14 protein-coding genes are annotated in these 19,094 nt (G+C 72.7%); 5 read left to right on the forward strand and 9 right to left on the reverse strand.

The window, feature by feature from the left end; genetic code table 11:
• Positions 1 to 76: 76 nt before the first annotated feature.
• Positions 77 to 1,612, reverse strand: coding sequence for a signal recognition particle protein (ffh, locus tag ACH442_RS08435; protein ID WP_396337283.1), 1,536 nt, complete (start codon positions 1,610 to 1,612; stop codon positions 77 to 79).
• 65 nt (positions 1,613 to 1,677) lie between these two features.
• Entirely contained in the window at positions 1,678 to 1,905 is a 228-nt protein-coding gene (locus ACH442_RS08440) for a hypothetical protein (protein ID WP_396337284.1), read from the reverse strand.
• A gap of 194 nt (positions 1,906 to 2,099) precedes the next feature.
• Between ACH442_RS08440 and ACH442_RS08445 the strand changes: the two genes are divergently transcribed.
• Both ACH442_RS08445 and ACH442_RS08450 read left to right on the forward strand, forming a co-directional pair.
• The gene (locus tag ACH442_RS08445; RefSeq protein WP_396337285.1) at positions 2,100 to 3,746 is read left to right on the forward strand and encodes a stealth conserved region 3 domain-containing protein; all 1,647 of its coding nucleotides are present in this window, start codon (positions 2,100 to 2,102) and stop codon (positions 3,744 to 3,746) included.
• A complete protein-coding gene (locus tag ACH442_RS08450) occupies positions 3,743 to 5,005 on the forward strand; it encodes a nucleotide sugar dehydrogenase (protein ID WP_396337286.1) in 1,263 nt (420 codons plus the stop codon). The genes ACH442_RS08445 and ACH442_RS08450 overlap by 4 nt, the downstream gene beginning before the upstream one ends.
• A 188-nt stretch (positions 5,006 to 5,193) precedes the next feature.
• Here ACH442_RS08450 and ACH442_RS08455 read toward each other — a convergent pair whose 3' ends face one another.
• From ACH442_RS08455 to ACH442_RS08465, 3 genes are read right to left on the reverse strand one after another with little or no spacing between them, the layout of a single operon-like run.
• Positions 5,194 to 5,577, reverse strand: a complete 384-nt coding sequence (locus tag ACH442_RS08455; RefSeq protein ID WP_396337287.1) for a GtrA family protein — start codon at positions 5,575 to 5,577, stop codon at positions 5,194 to 5,196.
• Positions 5,561 to 6,517 (reverse strand): glycosyltransferase family 2 protein, encoded by a 957-nt coding sequence (locus ACH442_RS08460; RefSeq protein WP_396337288.1) that lies wholly within the window; start codon positions 6,515 to 6,517, stop codon positions 5,561 to 5,563. Before ACH442_RS08460 ends, ACH442_RS08455 begins: the two co-directional genes overlap by 17 nt.
• On the reverse strand, positions 6,514 to 8,127 hold the full coding sequence (locus ACH442_RS08465; protein ID WP_396337289.1) for a hypothetical protein: 1,614 nt from the start codon (positions 8,125 to 8,127) through the stop codon (positions 6,514 to 6,516). The genes ACH442_RS08460 and ACH442_RS08465 overlap by 4 nt, the downstream gene beginning before the upstream one ends.
• A gap of 69 nt (positions 8,128 to 8,196) precedes the next feature.
• On the opposite strand from ACH442_RS08465, the gene ACH442_RS08470 reads away from it, so the two are divergent.
• Positions 8,197 to 10,173, forward strand: a complete 1,977-nt coding sequence (locus tag ACH442_RS08470; RefSeq protein WP_396337290.1) for an acyltransferase family protein — start codon at positions 8,197 to 8,199, stop codon at positions 10,171 to 10,173.
• A gap of 100 nt (positions 10,174 to 10,273) precedes the next feature.
• Here the strand turns inward: ACH442_RS08470 and ACH442_RS08475 are convergent, their stop codons facing one another.
• Both ACH442_RS08475 and ACH442_RS08480 read right to left on the reverse strand, forming a co-directional pair.
• Positions 10,274 to 10,933 carry a hypothetical protein gene (locus ACH442_RS08475; protein ID WP_396337291.1) on the reverse strand — a complete coding sequence of 220 codons (660 nt, stop codon included), beginning with the start codon at positions 10,931 to 10,933 and terminating at the stop codon, positions 10,274 to 10,276.
• Positions 10,934 to 10,937: 4 nt separating this feature from the next.
• Entirely contained in the window at positions 10,938 to 13,109 is a 2,172-nt protein-coding gene (locus ACH442_RS08480; protein WP_396337292.1) for a glycosyltransferase, read from the reverse strand.
• 94 nt (positions 13,110 to 13,203) lie between these two features.
• On the opposite strand from ACH442_RS08480, the gene ACH442_RS08485 reads away from it, so the two are divergent.
• Together ACH442_RS08485 and ACH442_RS08490 are read left to right on the forward strand one after the other, a co-directional pair.
• Positions 13,204 to 15,381 (forward strand): glycosyltransferase family 2 protein, encoded by a 2,178-nt coding sequence (locus tag ACH442_RS08485; RefSeq protein WP_396337293.1) that lies wholly within the window; start codon positions 13,204 to 13,206, stop codon positions 15,379 to 15,381.
• A gap of 341 nt (positions 15,382 to 15,722) precedes the next feature.
• The gene (locus tag ACH442_RS08490; RefSeq protein ID WP_396337294.1) at positions 15,723 to 16,208 is read left to right on the forward strand and encodes a CAP domain-containing protein; all 486 of its coding nucleotides are present in this window, start codon (positions 15,723 to 15,725) and stop codon (positions 16,206 to 16,208) included.
• Positions 16,209 to 16,218: 10 nt separating this feature from the next.
• On the opposite strand, the gene ACH442_RS08495 is transcribed toward ACH442_RS08490, so the two are convergent.
• Together ACH442_RS08495 and ACH442_RS08500 are read right to left on the reverse strand one after the other, a co-directional pair.
• Complete coding sequence (locus tag ACH442_RS08495; protein WP_396337295.1) at positions 16,219 to 17,274, reverse strand: O-methyltransferase; 1,056 nt, start codon at positions 17,272 to 17,274, stop codon at positions 16,219 to 16,221.
• 63 nt (positions 17,275 to 17,337) lie between these two features.
• Entirely contained in the window at positions 17,338 to 19,068 is a 1,731-nt protein-coding gene (locus ACH442_RS08500) for a glycosyltransferase family 2 protein (protein WP_396337296.1), read from the reverse strand.
• Between the last annotated feature and the right edge of the window lie 26 nt (positions 19,069 to 19,094).

The raw sequence follows: 19,094 nt of genomic DNA on the forward strand, positions 1-19,094 counted from the left end.
CCCGTCTCGGGGGGACACCCGCTGCGAAACAGCGAGCGGCGGCCGCAACCCGCGACCGCCGCTCACCGCAAGGACGTCAGCTGTCCTTGCCCTTCGGCTTGTTCAGCTTGTTGAAGTCGAGCTTCGGCAGCTTGAACCCCGGCGGCATCCCGCCCCCGGCCAGCGCGTTCGGGTCCAGCCCCGGGGGCAGCTGCGGCATCCCGCCCGGGAAGCCGCCCGGCATCCCGCCGCCGCGAGGGCGGTTGTTCTTGCCCTTGCGCTTGTTCTTCGAGCTCTTCGTGGCGGATCGGCGACCGCCGGGGAGGCCCATCATGCCGCTCATCTGCTTCATCATCTTCTGGGCGTCGGTGAAGCGGTTGAGCAGCTGGTTCACCTCCATCACGGTGACGCCGGAGCCGTTGGCGATGCGCAGCCGGCGCGACGCGTTGATGATTTTCGGCTCGGTGCGCTCTTTCGGCGTCATCGAGCGGATGATCGCGGTGACCCGGTCGAAGTGGCTGTCGTCGAGCTCGGCCAGCTGGTCCTTCATCTGGCCCATGCCGGGCATCATGCCGAGGATGTTGGCGATCGGGCCCATCCGCCGGACGGCGATCAGCTGGTCGAGGAAGTCCTCCAGCGTGAACTGCTCGCCTCCGAGCAGCTTGCTGGTCATCTTCTCCTTCTGATCCTCGTCGAAGGCCTGCTCGGCCTGCTCGATGAGGGTCAGCACGTCGCCCATGCCGAGGATCCGGCTGGCCATCCGGTCGGGGTGGAAGACGTCGAAGTCCTCCAGCTTCTCACCGGTGGAGGCGAAGAGGATGGGCTGGCCGGTGACGTGCCGGACGGAGAGGGCGGCGCCACCGCGGGCGTCGCCGTCGAGCTTGGAGAGGACGACGCCGGTGACACCGACGCCGTCGCGGAACGCCTCGGCCGTCTGGACCGCGTCCTGACCGACCATGGCGTCGATGACGAAGATGACCTCGTCCGGCTGGACCGCGTCGCGGATGTCGCGGGCCTGCTGCATCATCTCCTCGTCGATGCCGAGACGACCGGCGGTGTCGACGATGACGATGTCCTTCGCGGTGCGCTTGGCGACCTCGATGGATTCCTTGGCGACCTTGACCGGGTCGCCGACGCCGCTGCCCGGCTCGGGCGCGTAGACGTCGACGCCGGCCCGGCCGCCGACGACCTGGAGCTGGTTGACCGCGTTGGGGCGCTGGAGGTCGGCCGCGACGAGCAGCGGCTGGTGGCCCTGGCCCTTGAGCCAGCGCGACAGCTTGCCGGCGAGCGTCGTCTTACCGGCACCCTGCAGACCGGCCAGCATGATCACCGTGGGTGGCTGCTTGGCGAAGACCAGCCGTCGCCCTTCACCACCGAGCGTGTTGATCAGCTCTTCGTGGACGATCTTGATGATCTGCTGGGCCGGATTGAGGGCCTGGGAGACCTCGGCGCCGCGCGCCCGCTCCTTGAGGCTGGCGATGAACGCCTTGACCACCGGGAGCGCAACGTCGGCCTCCAGCAGCGCGAGGCGGATCTCCCGCGCGGTGGCGTCGATGTCGGCGTCGGTGAGCTTGCCCTTGCCGCGGAGCTTGGTGAAGATCCCGGACAGGCGGTCACTCAGGGTGTCAAACACAGTGCGACTTCCCGTTGGTCGGTGGTGATGGCGTCGACCGCAAGCCTACTTGCCGCCGCCGGAGCTCACCGGTTGCGCATCCGGTACGTCTTGGCCGCCGCCTCGATCCGCCGCTGGGTCCGGGTGCCGGGGGCGATCTCGCGCTTGATCCGGCTGTAGAGCCAGAGGCCGCCACCGACCACCGCCGCGGTCAGCAGCAGGTAGAAGAACGCGCCGAACAGTGCGTGGGCGACCCAGCTCACCACGACCACGCCACCGACCAACGCCAGCAGGAAAATCACTGCCTTGCCCATCTGGACCCTCCCGGTCTCGACTGCCTACCACCATGCCGTGTCGACGCAACCGGACGCATCGGCCGAGCCCCTGAGTCGTCCCCCTAAGGGTGTCGCCCTCCGGGTAACCCGACAAAACCACCATGAATGGCGTATACCGGGCATTAAGGTATAGACCGCAACTTCACTCTCCGCCGTCGCGTTAAGGCTGCGTGGTGCGGCGAAAGGACGACGGCGTGGCCCTGCGGGGGATTCTGCGGCGGACACCCTGGCCGGTCCGGCGACGGATCGCCCGGGCCGCCGAGCGCCTGCTCCTGCCCCGGATCGCGCCGGACCGGCGGCTGCGGGTCGCGTGCGCCCTGGCGCCGATGCAGCCACGCCGGATCAGCCGGACCGGCGTGCACGTGGTCACCGGGAGCAGCCCCACGCAGGTGCGCCGGGCCAACCTCGACCTCGTCCGCGGCGCACTGGAACGGGCCGGCGTGGACTGGTTCCGCCTGCCCGCCCCGAGCCTCGGGGGCACTGCTGTGGGCGTACCGGAAAGCGATCGGGACCTGGTGCACCGCCTGCTGGCCGGAATCGCCCGGCGGGACCGGGGAAGGATCCGGCGAGGCGGCCCGCAGGGCCGGGTGATCGCCGTGTGGCGGCCGGTCACCGATCCCACCGGCAGCCTCGTCCTCGGGCCGGAACACGCCTGTGAGGTGGAGTTCTGGCGGGCCGACGGAGACGAGCTGGTCGCCCCGCGGCCGAATCCGGTCGCCGACCGCATCCCGGCCGGCGAGCCGGTGGTGACCGCGCCGGAGCCGGCCTTCGGCGCGTTCTGCGCACCGGACGACACCACGGCCTACCGCACCCGGCGGCCGTTCGCCACGACCGGCCCGGACCGGATCGGCTTCCCGATCGACGTGGTCTACACCTGGGTGGACGGCAGCGACCCGGCCTGGCGGCGGCGCCGGGAACGGGCGCTGGCCGAGAGCCCGTGGGTGCGCGAGCTGCACCGGCAGGCGGCCAGCGACTCGCGCTGGGTCAGCCGGGACGAGCTGCGGTACTCGATGCGCGCGCTGCACGCGTTCGCGCCCTGGGTACGGCACGTCCACCTGGTCACCGACGGTCAGGTGCCGGACTGGCTGGACCTCGATCATCCGCGGCTGACCCTGATCCGGCACGAGGAGATCTTCGGCGACGACGGCGCGCTGCCGACGTTCAACTCGCAGGCGATCGAGTCGCGGCTGCACCGGATCCCCGGGCTGGCCGAGCACTTCCTCTACTTCAACGACGACGTGCTCCTGGCCCGGCCGGTCACCCCGGACCTGTTCTTCACCGCGGGCGGGCTGACCAGGTTCTTCCCGTCGCCGTCACTGGTCGACATCGCACCGCGCGGACCTGGCGACCGGCCGGCCGACGCGGCCGCGAAGAACAACCGGCGGCTGATCGAGGAGACGTTCGGGCGGGTGCCGACCCGCAAGATGATGCACACGCCGCACCCGGCCCGGCGCAGCGTGCTCGCCGAGATCGAGTCGCGCTTCGCCGAGCCGGTCCGGGCCACCGCCGGGCACCGGTTCCGGCATCCGGACGACGTGTCGATGCTCTCCTCGCTGCAGCAGTACTACGCGTACCTGACCGGGCGCGCGGTCCCCGGGACGATCCGCCACCGCTACGCCGACCTGGCCGATCCGTCGACCCCGCGGAAGCTGGCGACGGTCCTGCACGACCGGGACGTGGACACGCTCTGCCTCAACGACGTCGACGGCCCGGCCGCGGCGTTCGACGACTTCCTCCGGGCGTTCCTGCCGTTCCCCTCCCCGTTCGAGACGACCCCCCGTCGCCTGATCACAACCACCAACACAAGGAGAGTCCCTTGAGCTACGACGTGGTCATCCTCGGCCTGGGGTACGTCGGTCTGCCGCTCGCCCAGCAGGCGATCCGGGCCGGCCTGTCGGTGCTCGGCTTCGACGTCGACGAGACCGTGGTCAAATCCCTGGCCGACGGCCGCTCGCACGTCGACGACCTGAGCGACGCCGACGTCGCCGCGATGGTCGCCGACGGGTTCCGCCCGACCGCCGACGAGACCGAGATCGCCCAGGCCCGGACCGCGGTGATCTGCGTGCCCACCCCGCTGTCCGAGGGTGACGGGCCGGACCTGCGCGCGGTCACCGGCGCGACCGGCGCGGTCGGCCGCAACCTGCGCCCCGGCATGCTGGTCGTGCTGGAGTCGACCACCTACCCGGGCACCACCGACGACGTGGTCCGGCCCCTGCTCGAACAGCTCTCCGGGCTGACCGCCGGCATCGGCTTCCACCTGGCGTTCTCGCCCGAGCGGATCGACCCCGGCAACACCGAGTACGGCGCCCACAACACGCCCAAGGTGGTCGGCGGATACACCCCGGGCTGCACCGAGGCGGCCGCCGACTTCTACGGACGGTTCATCGAGACGGTCGTCCGGGCTCGCGGCACCCGGGAGGCGGAGACGGCGAAACTGCTGGAGAACACGTACCGCCACGTCAACATCGCCCTGGTCAACGAGATGGCGCGGTTCTGCCACGAACTCGACATCGACCTCTGGGACGTGATCAACGCGGCGTCGACGAAACCGTTCGGCTTCCAGGCGTTCTACCCCGGGCCGGGCGTCGGCGGGCACTGCATCCCGATCGACCCGAACTACCTGTCACACAACGTCCGCAGCAAGCTCGGCTACCCGTTCCGCTTCGTCGAGCTGGCCCAGGAGATCAACGCGACCATGCCGGCCTATGTCGCCCGGCGCGCCCAGAACCTGCTCAACGGCGACGGCCAGGCGGTCCGCGGCGCCACGATCCTGCTGCTCGGCATCACGTACAAGGCCAACATCGCCGACCAGCGCGAATCCCCGGCCACCCCGCTCGCCCGCCAGCTCTGCGCCCTCGGCGCGACCGTCGCCTACCACGACCCGCACGTGCGCACCTGGAACATCGGCGGCGTCCCGGTCTCCCGCACCGACGACCTGGAAGGCGCCGTAGCCTCCGCCGACCTGGTCATCCTCGTCCAGAACCACCGCGAATACGACGTCGACCACCTGGCCCGCCTGGCCAAACGCTTCTTCGACACCCGAGGCGTCTCCACCACCCGCGAAGCCCACCGCCTGTGACCACCGGCCGCTCCAGCGTTGCGCCCCGCGCCGGCTGCGGCTGCTGTTGATCACTCCGGCGATCCGGCCCGGTCCGGCTCCGGGCCGCTGTTGATCACTCCGGCGATCCGGTCCGGTCCAGGTCCGCTCCTGGTCCGGGCCGCCTCGGCTGCTCCGGTACGGCCGGCCCGGCCGTACCGGCGAAGGGGTCACGAAAAAGTCCAGCGTGAGTTGAGGAAGTAGTTGATGGCGGGAATCAGCGTGAGGGCGATCGGCTGGACGATCGGGTACGGCGCGGCCAGGACCTCGGTGCCGAGCCAGAGCACCGCGGTGTTGATCGTGAAGGCGACGGCGGTGACGACGAGGAAGCGGGAGCCGGCGAGGGCGTGGCCGGTCGAGGAGCGGAAGACCCAGCGGCGTTGTAGCAGGTAGGAGACGGCGATGCTGGCGAGGAAGCCGATGGTCGAGGCGATCACCGGGCGTAGGTGCAGCAGATGGATCCCGGCCAGTCCGAGCCCGAAATGGGTGACTGTGCTGGCTCCGCCACTGAGTCCATAACGGACGACGCGGGCGAGGTCAGCGTTGGCGCGCACGCTCGGTCCACTGTTCCGGGACATCGACCGACGGTAGCCCGGTCAGTTCCTGGACGAGGTAGCGGGGACGGCCCCGGACCTCCTCGTGGATGCGGGCCAGGTATTCGCCGATCACGCCCAGCCCGAGCAGCACGAACGTGCCGGTGACCAGCAGCAGCAGGATCACCGTGGGGAACCCGGCGACCGAATGGCCCTGCATCCAGCGGACCAGCGTCTGGATGCCGAGCACGACCGAGAACGCCGCGAACGTCAGCCCGCCGAGCGTGACCAGGTGCAGCGGCGCCGACGTGAACGACGTCAGCCCGTTGACCGCCAGCCGGAACAGCGACCGCGCGGTCCACCGGGACGCGCCGCCCTCCCGATGGTCGATCTCCACCTCGATCGTCTCGCGGGTGAAGCCGATCCAGCTGCTCGTGCCGCGGAAGAACGACGAGTGTTCGGGCATCCGCAGCAGCGCGTCGAGAGCCGGGCGGGCGAGCAGCCGGAAGTCGGTGGCATCGACCAGGTCCACCTTGGTCATCCGGGTGAACGCGCGGTTGAACACGCGCGCGCCGAGCCGGCTGCTCAGCGACTGCCCGGTACGGTTGCGTTTGACCGCCTCGACGACCTGCGCCCCGGCCCGCCAGCGGCGGATCATCTCGGGGATCACCGACGGCGGGTGCTGCAGGTCGGCGTCGATCACGACGGTGGCGTCGCCGTCGGCATGTTCGAGGCCGGCCAGCAGCGCCGCCTCCTTGCCGAAGTTGCGGGACAACCGCAGGCCACGGATGCGCGGGTCGCTCAGCGCGTGCGCGGCGATCCGGCTCCACGAGTCGTCGGCCGAGCCGTCGTCGACCAGCACCAGCTCGTAGTCGTGGCCGTCGAGCACCTCGGCCATCCGGGCGACGAACCGGTCGACGCCCGCGCCCTCGTTGAAGACCGGCGCCACCACCGAGATCATGCCGGGGCCTCCGTGCAGAACGACCGGTGCGCGAGGCGTTGCGCCGCCGCGTCGACGGCCGCGTCGAAGCGGCGCATCTCGGCCTGGTACCCGGTCCGCCGGTCGGCCGGCAGACTGTCCCGGAACTGTTCGCGCAGCGCGCAGCGGCGTTCGTCACCGGCGGCCGAGCGGTCGAAGTCGACGAGTTCCTGGGCGACCCGGTTGTGCACCCAGGCCGGTCGCTCGGCGGCCACCCCGGCCCGGTGGTCACGGTTGGCCGAGGTGGCGACCGCGGCGCTGACCACGAGCAGCAAGACCCCGGCCAGGGTCCCCCGGCGGTACACCCGTGCACCGTGATGCCCCCGCGCGAACACCCACGCCAGCAGCCCGACCGTGATCAGCGCACCGCCGGCCCCGGCGAGCGCGCTGTCCCGCCAGCCCAGCCCCCACCAGCCGGCCGCGGCGAGCCGCTGCACCTGCTCGTTGAGCGCGCCCATGACGGCGGCCGGCACCAGCACCGCGATGCCGGTCGCGGCGAGCGCCCCGGCCTGGCGGCGGTCCGGGCAGTCGTAGCGGAACAGGTCGCGCCGGAAGCGGCGGACCAGCAGGAGCAGCACCACGAGCGCGACCAGGACGGCCGGGCCGAGCGTGTGCCCGTACGGCCCCTCCCCCGCCCGCTGCCACATCAGCGGCGGCACCCAGGACGTGAGCCGGTTCGGCAGCGCACCCAGCATCCCGGCCGGTGCCACGTCCGACCCGGAGTAGCAGGTCCCGCCGGCACAGTTGCGCGCGATGATCACCCGTACCGGGATCGCCACGGGCAGGAATCCGGCCCAGAGCAGCCCGGTGAAGCGGGCCCCGGCCGCCGTCTCCGGCCAGGTGAGCCCGAGCACCGCCCGCGCCCGGACGAGCGTGACGAGCGCCGCGAGCGGCAGCGCCAGCCAGGCCATCTCGTTGAACGCGGCCAGCGCCGCCCCGGTGACGACGGCGAGCACGCCGAGCCGCGGACCGAGCCGGATCCGCCCCGCGGTCCGGGCCGCGGCCGCCGCGACGACCAGGACGAGCGCGGCGGTGAGGAAGTAGAGCCCGCCGAAGAGGACCGTGGTACTGGTCCGGCCGGCCGCCACGAAACTCCCGCCGACCGCGAACGGCAGCAGCGCGGAGACGAGCGAGGGCGGGCCGGCGAACGTCCGGCCCCGGCTGAGCACGCACTCGGCGAGCACCACCGTGGCCAGGGTGAGCAGGATCGCACTGGCCGTGGTGACCAGTCGCAGGGACACGTTGGCCGGCAGTCCGAGCAGGTCGGTGATCGCGAACGCGACCGTGTCGAGGACCCATTCGACCACCCGGCCGAGCGGACGGAAGTTGCCCAGGTGCAGGTACTGCGGCACGGTCGCGACCGCGTCGGTGACCAGGTCCTGCGGACGACCCAGGTAGTGGGCGCCGTTGGCGTAGACGTTGAACCGGTGGTCGGCGGCGGGCGGCAGTGTGACCAGCGGCGACAGCACCACGACAGGGATCAGCACCGAGCGCAGCACGATCGCCCGCCACACCGGCTGCCAGGGCCGGCGCGGTTCCACCGGTGGCGCCGGGGCGGGGGTGGGGGTGGCGTTCAGCGTCCGGGCTGTCACGCCGGGAGCAACGAGGGCCGACGGACCGAGGTTGCGACACCTCCGCCCGGGGCGGCGCGTTGAACGGCGGTGAGTCAGCCGCAGAACTTCCGTTCCGACATCGAAGGTCTCCGCGCGATCGCCGTGCTCCTGGTCGTGCTCAGCCACGCCGGGGTGCCGTTGATGGCCGGCGGTTACGTCGGCGTCGACGTCTTCTTCGTGATCTCCGGTTTCCTGATCACGTCGCTGCTGCTGCGCGAGGCGGCGCAGGGGCGGATCTCGATCCGGCGGTTCTACGCCCGGCGGGCCTTGCGGCTGCTGCCGGCCGCGGCGGTGGTGCTGGTCGGCACGCTGATCGCGGCGAAGCTGTGGCTGCCGGCGATCCGGATCGGCGAGTTGTGCAAGGACGCGCTGTCGGCCGCCGGTTACGTGGCCAACCTGCGGTTCGCCGAGACCGGGACGGACTACCTGAACGCCGACGCGCCACCGTCGCCCTTCCAGCACTTCTGGTCCCTGGCCGTGGAGGAGCAGTTCTACCTGCTCTGGCCGCTGCTGCTGATGCTGCCGAAGCGCAAGCCGCTGCTGATCGGGCTGGTGGCGGCCTCGTTCACGGCCGGGGTGCTGGAGACCGCGCGGTCGGCGCCGTGGGCGTACTTCGGGCCGCACACGCGGGCGTGGGAGCTGGGCGTGGGCGCGCTGCTGGCGGTCTTCGGGGTACGGCTGCGGAGCCGGATCCTGGGCGGCGCCGGACTGGTCGCGATCGTGGTCGCGGCACTCTGGTTCGACGACGCCACGCCGTACCCGGGAATGTATGCCCTTCTCCCGGTCGCCGGGGCCGCCGCCGTGCTGGCCGGTGGCTTCACCCCGCTGGCGGCCCGGCCGTTGCAGGCCGTCGGACGGCTCTCCTACGGCTGGTACCTGTGGCACTGGCCGCTGCTGCTGATCGGCCCGGCCGCGCTCGGCGTCGAGCCGTCGCTACCGCTCGCGCTGGGCCTCGCCACGGTCGCCCTGGGGCTGGCCTGGGTCACGTATCACCTGGTGGAGAACCCGCTGCGGCACCAGCAGCGACTGCGCGCGCGGCCGATCCGGGCGCTCGGGCTGGGCGCCGGGCTGTCCGGGGCGGTGGCCGCGAGCGCGGTGACCATCGCACTGCTGCCGCACCTGGTGCCGTCCGGCGCGTCGATCCGGGATCTGCGGGTCACGGCGGCACGGTCGGCCGATCCGTACGCCGTGATCACCCGGACCGTCCGCGCGAGCCGCGCCACCACGGAACTGCCGGCCAACCTGGCCCCCGCGCTGACCAAGGTGAACGCGGACAAGGCGCGGGTCTGGCCGGACGGCTGCCACGTCGAGGCGGACGCGGTGGTCGCGCCGGACGGCTGCGTCTACGGCGACCCGGCCTCGAAGACGACCGTGGTGCTGTTCGGCGACTCGCACGCGGCCCAGTGGTTCCCGGCCGTCGAGCGGGTGGCGATCGAGCACCACTGGAAGCTGGTGTCGCTGACGAAGAGCTCCTGTTCGGCGGCGGACCTGCGGCTCTGGCACGGGGGGCGGCTGCGGGAGTACACCGAGTGCGCCCGGTGGCGGGCGTCGGCGATGGCCCGGTTCAAGGCGCTCAAGCCGTCCCTGGCGGTGATCGGGTCGAGCTTCAACTACCGGCCGGTGGACACCACCGCCGACGAGGGCACGCAGTGGGCGGCGGCGTGGCGGCGCACGTTCGGCGCGTTCACCGCGATGGGCACCCGGGTCGCGTTGATCAAGGACACGCCGTACTTCGACGAGCGAGTGCCGGTCTGCCTGGCCCGGCAGGCCCGGCTCAAGCGGATCAACCGGTGCGGCGCGAGCGTGACCGAGGCGCTGCGCGGGCCGGCTCAGCGTGCGGCGCTGGCCGGCATCACCGACCCGCAGGTCACCCAGATCGACCCGGTCCCGTGGCTGTGCTCGGCGACGTTCTGCCCCGCGGTGATCGGGAACGTGCTGGCCTACCGGGACTCGAACCACATGACCACGACCTACGCCCAGACCGTGGCCCCGCTGCTCGACGACGCGCTGTCCGGAGTGGGGTAGGAGCAAGCCGCGCAGCGCGCCCGCCGGCGTCGAGAGCGCGCTGCCCGCGAGCCCGAGGCGACGCCGGTAAGCAGAGCCCGCGAGCCGGCGGCGACGCCGATCAGCCCAGCAGCTCGGCCAGCGTCGGCGGGTTCAGCCGGTCGACGACCACGGTGCGTTCGGTGCTGTGGTCGCGGCAGAGCTGGGCCAGCCGCTCGGCGAGCAGGTCGTCCCACGCGCGGCCGGGCCGGTGCCGCTCCCAGGTGGCCCGGTCCGGCAGGTACTCGATCAGCACTCCGAGTTTGCGCAGCAGCGAGAACGACGGGTCGTCGGTCAGCACCACCGGGCGGTGGTCGGGGGTCACCAGCAGCCGCTGGTTGATCGTGACGACCAGATCGCGCAGGGCGTCGTGGTCCAGCCCGATGGCGACGTACAGGTGCGCGGGCAGCCGCTTCGCGGCTTGCGGATCAACCCCTTGCCGGGGTACGACCGGTGCCCCGCCCGCCGGGGGCCGCAGTCGCCGGGCGAGCCCGCGGATCAGCCGCGGCGAGGTCCGGAACGGGTCCCGGGCGAACGAGACCAGCGCCTTGCCCAGCCGGTAGGAGCCGCTGTCGCGCAGGGTGCGGCTCTTCTCCCGTTCCCGGTCGCGCTGCTCGGTCAGCCGGTCGCAGCGGGCCCGCCAGGAGTCGCGTTCGAGTTCGACCGACCGCAGCCGGCCGGTGAGCGCCGCGAGTTCCCAGTTCAGCTTCTCCAGCTCGGATTTTGTGGATAAATCGGACACAAGATCACGCTCCTACGTTCTCCGCGGCCAGTCCGGCCAGCCAGCGCGCCGCGGCGCCGGCACCGTTGCCGAAGCCGAGCTCGGCGCAGCGACGGGCCAGTTGTTCGCGGACCTCGGGCCGGACCGCCTCGCTCAGCACCCGGTCCAGCTCGTCGCTCTCCGGATCCTCGACGCACAGCGCCGCGCCGGCCGCCGCGGCGAACCGGGCCCGGCCGAGCTGGTCGTCGAGCAGGGTCGACCGGTTCGGCACGAAGACCGCCGGCACCCCGAACGCGAGCAGCTCATGGAACGAGTTGTAGCCCGCCGCGCTGACCACCAGGTCCAGTCCGCGCAGATAACGGCTGATCGGGTACACCTTGATCACCTCGGTCCCGGGCAGCGGCGGCATCGGCTCGGTCGCGATCATCGACTCGGCCAGCAGCACCTGGAAGCCGGCCTCACGCAGGTGCGCCGCGATCCGGGCCACCGGCGAGGCGATGTCATTGATGTTCCCGGCCCCGAGCTGCAGCAGCGCGGCCGGGCGGCCCTCGGCCACCCCGAGCGCGGCCCGGGCCTGCGCCGGCTCGACCAGGTCGGCACGGTCCAGCAGCATGATCGGGTCGACGGCGTGCACCCCGGCCCGGTCGGCCACGGTCGGGCCCTCGTCGGCCTCGGCCGCGAACTCGCCCGGCTCCAGGATGCCGTCGAAGGCGGCGCCCCGGCCGATCCACTCCTCGCCGGTGCCACGCCGCCACATCGGCCGGCGCACCCAGACCCAGGTGACGTCCGGGCGGGACGCGGCGGCGGCCACGATGCCGTCGTGCGGGACGCTGTCGACCGCCACGACGGCCGGGCGGTGCAGGTCGACCAGGTGCTCCAGGCGCGACTGCAGGAAGGCCGACCAGCGCTGTCTCGCCATCCCGAGCACGGCCCGCGACGGCAGGTACTCGGTGAGGAAACCTTCGCGGTGGGCGACCGAGGCGCCGTACGACTGGGTGGCGATCACCGCGGGATGCGTCTCCGGCAACCGGCGGCCGATCGCCATCAGCCGGGACAGGTGCCCCAGGCCGGCGCCGTTGTCGCTGAGCAGCAGCACCGGCCGCGTCCGGGGCACCGGCTCGCCGTGCCGGGCTGCCCCGGGGGCGCGATGCGCGGCCGGGCGGGCGCCGGCTCCCCGCTCGGCGAGCCGGGCCAGGTGCGAGGCGGGACCGTAGCGGGCGGCCACGAACTCACGCGCCCGGGCGGCCACCTCCCGGTACCGCCCCGGATCGGCCCACAGGCCGCGGACCAGCGGTTCCACGCCGGCCGGGGTGGAGTAGAGGGCGGCGTCGCCGAAGACCGGCCGGAAGTGCTCGCCGATGATCGCCGGCACCCCGGCCGCCATCGCCTCCAGGATCGTCCGGCCGAACGCCTCGACCAGGTCCGGGTCGTGGAAGTAGACGAAGAAGTCGAGGCTGTGCAGGAACTCCAGCGGCTGCTGGGCACCGAACGGGAGCACCTCCCAGTTCGCCGGGCGCCGGCCGAGCAGCCGGGTCGCGATCTCCCCGCCGCCGAGCACGCGGACCCGCAGATCGGGCCGGTCCGGGTAGGCCAGCAGCAGCTCGTCGGCGGTACGCGGCCACTTCACCGGGTCGGCCCGCCCGTGCCGGCCGATCACCGGCAGATCGCCGCGCGGCCGGGCCGGGACCGGCCACTCGGTCACGTCGATGATCTCGTGCCAGTCGTCGCCGCCCAGCCCGGGCAGCTGGGCGCGGATCGGGGCGCTGATCGGCAGCCACTCGACGTCCGGGCCGAAGTAGAGCTCGACGCGGTCGCGCACCTCGGCGAAGTCGTAGTAGCGCTTCGGGTCGGCCGCGTCCCCGGGGGCCTGGTTGACCACCATGACGGTGTGGTCGGCGCGGACCCGGGGCACCACGGCCAGATCCGCCGTGAAGATCCGTGGCTGGCGGATCACCAGCAGGCGCGCGTGCGTCGTGGCATCCGGCGTGGCCAGCTCGGCCAGCCCGTCGCGGAGCAGCTCGGCGATCCGCGGGCTGAACGGCAGACCGTCCCGGTTGTGCGGCGACGGCACGTGCACCAGGACCGTACGCAGACCCGCCTCGGCCTGCGCGCGCACCTCCGCCGCGATCGCCGCCGAGTTGCCGCCCGGATAGCGGAAGTCCGAGAGGATCGCCACGTCATGGACGGTCGCGGTCATGATCGTGTACCCCGTTCCTCACGTTTACCCTCGTGGTGCAACGACTCTGCGGGTGATCACGTCACGCGCTGCCCGGCCGGGCGTTGGGTAGACCATGCGCACGTCTGACACCCCCGGCCCGTACGGATCCGCCCTGCTCGACCGGCATCTGCGCGCCCTGCTGCGGCACGGCCCGGACGCACCGGGCAACGCCGCGCTCCAAGCCCGGTCCGTGGACGCGCGGGCGCTGCTGGAACACGCCGGCGACGACCCGTGGGCGGTCGGCGAACTGGCCCGGGTGATCGCCTGTCAGGACCTCGAACCCGAGGACCGCGCGACCGGGCTGGCGCTGCTCGACGACCTGCTGCGCACGCACGGGCCGGACGCGATCGCGCCGCAGCACCAGGGGTTGCACGCGCAGCTCGCCTTCACCGCGGGACGGGCCGCTGACCTGCTCGGACGTTACCGGCAGATCCCCCGGCAGGTGCGGGAGGCGCTCGACGTGGACCTGGCCGATCCGTCCCTGTGGCCGGCCCGCTTCAACGGGCTGCTGCCGGGGCCGGGGCTCACGATCGCCGACGGGACGGGACCGCGGTTCGACCGGATCGTGCCCGCGGCGGTGGAAGAGGTGGACGGGACGCTGATCACTACGGTGGTCACGACGTACCGGCCGGGTCCGGCCCTTCTGGTGACGATCCGCTCGCTGATCGCGCAGAGTTGGACCGCGCAGGAGATCCTGATCGTCGACGACGGCTCCGGGAACTCGGCCGTGCTCGACGAGGTGGCTCTGCTCGACCCGCGGATCCGGGTGCTGCGGCTGCCGGTCAACGGCGGGACGTACGTCGCCCGCAACGCCGCCCTCGACGCGGCCACCGGCGAGTTCGTGACGTTCCAGGACTCCGACGACTGGTCGCACCCGCTGCGACTGGAACGCCAGGTCGCGCCGCTGCTCGCCGACCCGGGCGTGTTCGCGACGACCTCGGCCGGGATGCGGGTCACCGGCGACCTCGTGGTGACCCGGCCCGGGTATCCGCGGCACCGGACGTACAACCTGTCCTCGCTGATGCTGCGACGCGAACCGGCCCTGGCCCGGCTCGGGTACCTCGACACCGTCCGCAAGGGAGCCGACGCGGAGTACGTCGAACGCGCCCGGGCGGTCTTCGGCCGGGCGGCCGTACAGCACCTCGGCGGAGAGACGCTCGCGCTGATCCGGCTCTCCGGCGGGTCACTGTCCAGCGCGGACATGGCCGCGGGGTGGATGCATCCGGCGCGGCACGCCTACCTGTCCGCGTTCCAGGCGTGGCACACCCGGGTCGCCGCCGGCGCCGAGCCCGCCCACCGGCCGCGCACCCCTCGCGAGCGCCCGTTCGCCGCCCCCCGGCTGCTCACCACGACTGCCGCTCCGGCCACGTTCGACCTGATCCTGGCCGGTGACTTCACCGTTGCGGAAAGCGCCGGGCCGGTTCGCGCCCTGCTCGGCACGTCCATGGCCCTGCTGCACCTGCCGGCGCTCGGCCGGGCCGCCCGCAACCTCGACCCGGACGTCCAGCGGCTGATCAACACGGGCACGGTCGAACAGGTCATGCTCACCGACCAGGTCCACGCCAAGCTGCTCGCGGTCCGCGGGCCGGAACCGCTCGCGTTCACCCCGAGCCTGCCCAGCGGCATCCGCGCCGACCGGGTGGTGATCGAGGAGGAGGCGCCGTGGGCCACCGACCGGCTGTTCGGGACCACGCCGACGGTGGTCGCGTTGCCGCAGACGGTCGACGCGCGCCGGTGGCGGACGATCCGCACCGAGCCGTCCCCCGACCGGCCCGTCCTCGGGCGATCCATTGGCGACGACCTCGTGTCACTGCGCTCGGTCTTGAAGGATTCACCCGATTTCGACGTACGCGTTCTGGACCGCACCGCCACGGCACTGCCCCGGCCGCCGCTCACCTGGCTGATCTACCAGGAGCCGGACGTGTCCACGCGCTCGTTCCTGCACCAGCTCGACTTCTACGTGGGACTGTCCGACCCGGCCGCCGACCTGCTCCCACCCCTGGCCGCCGGCTGCGTCCTGCTCCTGCCGCCGGACCGCGCCCCCGAGTTCGGCCCCGCCGCCGTCTACTGCACCGCCGCCGACCTGCACCGGACCGTCCGCCGCCTGCACCGCGCGCCGGCCCGATGGTCCACGCAGAGCGCCCGTGGCCGCGACTTCGCCCGCCGCCACCCCCACGCCGAATACGCCCAAGCCCTCCTGTCCCTCCTCCCCGCCGCCGCCGCGATCCCCCACCCCCGGCAGGTCCGGTAAGTCACAGGCCGCGGGCCACCTCCCGGGCTCGGGCGGGCGGGACTTGCCGCGCGGCGGGGCGGCGTGGGCGGGTTCGTCGCTCTGAGCTTGACCCGCCACGGACGCCGCCCTTGCGGGCTGAGCGTTCAGGGGCGCCCCGCGCCCCTGCTCGGACCGGAAGGGTCCCCGCGGGAGCGGCGGAGAAGGACCACGGCGGACGCAGGACATGAGGGTCTTGAATTTCCTGCAACCGAGCGGCGACGCAGGGACACCCGGCCGACAATCAACGCGGACCGGGAGCGGGCCGAAGAGAACGGTGAACCTGGCAGTACGCCAGGCGCCGAACTTCGAAAGGGTCCTCCTTGCGCACGCTGTTCCGTCGCCTCGCCCTGGTCGCCGCGCTCGCCCCCGCCGCCGCTCTCGGTGCGACGCTCTTCGCGGCGCCCGCCGACGCGGCCCCGGTCTCCGAGTCGACGCTGCAGGCCGACATCGTGCGACTGACCAACGTGCAGCGCGCCGCGCACGGCTGTGGCGCCCTGAAGGTGGACTCGCGGCTGGTCACGGCGGCGCGCGGGCACAGCGCCGACATGGCGCAGACCGGCGCGTTCAGCCACACCGGCAAGGGCGGGTCGAACTTCGTCGCCCGGGAGAAGGCGGCCGGTTACACCAAGCCGTCGGCGGAGAACATCGCCTGGGGCTACCGCTCGGGCAAGGACGTCGTCACCGCGTGGATGAAGAGCCCGGGGCACCGCGCGAACATCCTGAACTGCAAGTCGAAGGCGGTCGGCGTCGGCGCGGTCTACAGCGAGGGCGGCGCGCCCTACGTCACCCAGGACTTCGGTTACTGACCGTCCCTGATCAGAGCACCCCCGCCGATCCCCCTGCGGCGGGGGTGCTCGCCGTGGCCAGGCCGGCCGGCTTCATCAGATCCAGGACGGCGTGGCGGCCGAGCAGCTCGCCGGCCCGGGTGAGGCCGTCGATCGTGGACAGCCAGCGCTGGAGGGCGGCCTGCTCGTCCTTGCGGCCGGCATCGTCGAGGACGATCGTGGCGCGGGCGGCGAGGCGGGGCCCGGTCACCGGCAGTGCCGGGTAACGACTGTCCGGCCCGACGGCCGCGGGCGGGCCGTCGACCAGCAGGAAGTCGATGTCGTCGAGGTCTTCCAGCACGGCCGGGTCGTACCAGGAGTAGGTGCGTCCGTCGAGGTCGACCGGGGCGAGGGGCGCGTCGCGCACCTCGGCGACGCCGGTCAGCCCGTGCGCGTCAAGAGCGGCCCGGGTCCGCGTGGCGTAGTCCGGGTCGTGGTCGAGGGAGATCAGCCGCCCGCCGTGCTGTTCCAGCACGTAGGCGAGCCAGATCGTCGACGTCCCGCTGCCCAGTTCCAGGACGAGCCGCGGCTGCCGGCTGCGAACCAGGAAGAGCAACTCCAGCAGGTCCGTCGGGTTCAGCGCGTAGTCGCCGGACGACGGCATCGGCGCCCGCGGCGTGAACCCCTGGAACAGCTGGACGGTCGCCTCCACCTCGCGCGGCACGGCGAACCGCAGATCTCGGATGCCCCGGTCGGCGATCCGGGCCACCCGGGCCACGGCGTCGGTCAGCTCCCGGTGCCGGTCCTCGGTGTCGAGGCGTTGCCGTTCGACGGCGGAGACCACCCGCCGCTGGGTCTGGTCGAGCACCACGCGCAGGTCGCGGATCTCCCGGCGGTCGGCGCGCAGGCCGGCCAGCCGCAGGTTGACCCGCAGCACCCCGGCGACGGCGAGCGCGAGCAGCAGGGCCAGCAGGCAGACGGCCACCCGGGTGGAGCCGAGCGCGGCGGCGAGCGTGATCCCGGCGACGAGCACCGCGGTGGCCACGACGGCACCCGTGGTCAGCGGGCCGAGTCCGCGCATCCGCCCGGCCAGTTTCCGAAGAATCATGACGTTCACCTCCGTGCCCGGTCGCGGTCGCGGGGGGCGACCACACACGCCTAACGGCGCAACTCACCGGCCGTTACGCGCGTGGGCCGCTATCCGATTCGCGAAGTCCGCCGGATCGTGCGGGAGGTCGAACGCGGTCAGCGCCACGTCGGCGGCAGCCGCCCGGATCGCCCGGGTCCGCGGACACCACAGTGGCGTGACGCCGAAGATCCCCGCGTCCACGACGCCGTCCGGGACGTCGTCGAGCAGGACCAGGACGGTACGCGGGACGATGCCGACCTGTTCGGCCGGTAAATGACGCAGCACCTCGGCCTGCCGGACCAGCAGCACACCGCACTGCACCGGATCGGTCAGCGCGACCTGCCCGATCCGGCCCGCGTTCACCAGGTCCTGCGCGGTGTGGTGCACCGGCAGACGCGTACGGGACGGGCGCCGCCAGTCCTCCAGGTGCAGGATCGCCACCCGCAGCCCGTGGCGGAGCAGCGCCGCGATCTCGGCGAGGGCGGACCGCTGGGTCTCGCCCGGTTCGCGCCAGTCGGCGGTGACGATCACGTCGTACGTCTCGGTCAGAACCTGATCAGAAGCGGACCGCAAGAGATGAGCGGGGGCCGGGAAGGGCCGGCCTGATCCGTCTTTCGGCCGGAAGGCCGCGGCCTCGCCGGAGGCGATCCGCCGATGCCAGGCGAGGTATCCGGAGCGGTAGAGGGCGCGGGCCGGGTGGATCCAGTACGGCCGGATCTCGGCGCGCGACAGCGACCCGCCGGAGAGCCGGATCAGCGCGAGGTGTTCCGGGAGGTGGCGGACGGCGCCCGGGCCGAACGCCGCGGTGATCCGCTCGATGTACTCGGAGTCGCCGCCCTTGCGCACGACGTCGAGGTAGCCGGCCGTCTCCAGGACCGGTTCGCGGCGGAACAGCAGCGCCGACGGGTTGAGGCGGCCGCCACTCAGGCCGAGCCGAGTGAGCGTGAGATCCTCGGTGACCCGGCGCCCGTCCGAGGTGGTGGCGACCGGCTCCGGGTCCCGCAGCAGCGGTGTGACCTGCCGTTCCAGCCGCCGCGGGTGGGACCAGTCGTCGGAGTCCTGGAACGTCACGAACGGGCCGCGGGCGGCGTCGAGCCCGGCGTTGCGGGCCACGTACGTCCCGGCGTTGGCGGCCTGCCGCAGCAGCCGCACCCGCCGGTCGAGCGCCACGGCCCGTTCCAGGATCGGGTCGAACTCCGGTGGTGACCCGTCGTCGACGATCAGCACCTCCAGGTTGCGCCACGACTGCGCGAGGATCGACCGGACCGCGGTCAGCAGCCCGATGTCCGGCCGGTACGCGGTCACCACCACACTGATCAGTTCCGGACGATCGATCGGCGTGACCGGAGCCGTGCACAGCCGGTCGAAGGGCACCGGACCGGTCCGGCCGTCGAGCCTGACCGCGGGCGACGGCAGCCCGGCCCGGAAGAGGCGCAGCCAGAGCGCCTGAGAGCGGCGTGAATGGCGGAACGGGTTGGCCCGGTCGGTCAGGATCTCCCACCGCACCCGCCGGCCGACGCGCATCCACGGGGACTGCTTGAGCTGGGCGTAGACCATCCGCGCGGGCGGCGGCACGGATCGGGCGCCGAGTCGGTCGAAGAGCGCGAGCGCTCCGTCCCGATCGACCGGCTCCTGCAAGGCGATCAGGTGGGCCAGCGCTGCCAGTACAGCCCGATCTTTCGTGACATCTCCGGTGGCGGCGCCGGCCCACACGTCCCGCAGGCCGACCGCCCCGTTCCGGACGGCCGCCGCGACGTTCTCCACCCTGTACATCGGATGGTCCAACGCACTTCGACCGG

It is taken from the genome of Actinoplanes sp. NPDC020271 (assembly GCF_044388125.1).
Taxonomy (GTDB): Bacteria; Actinomycetota; Actinomycetes; order Mycobacteriales; family Micromonosporaceae; genus Actinoplanes.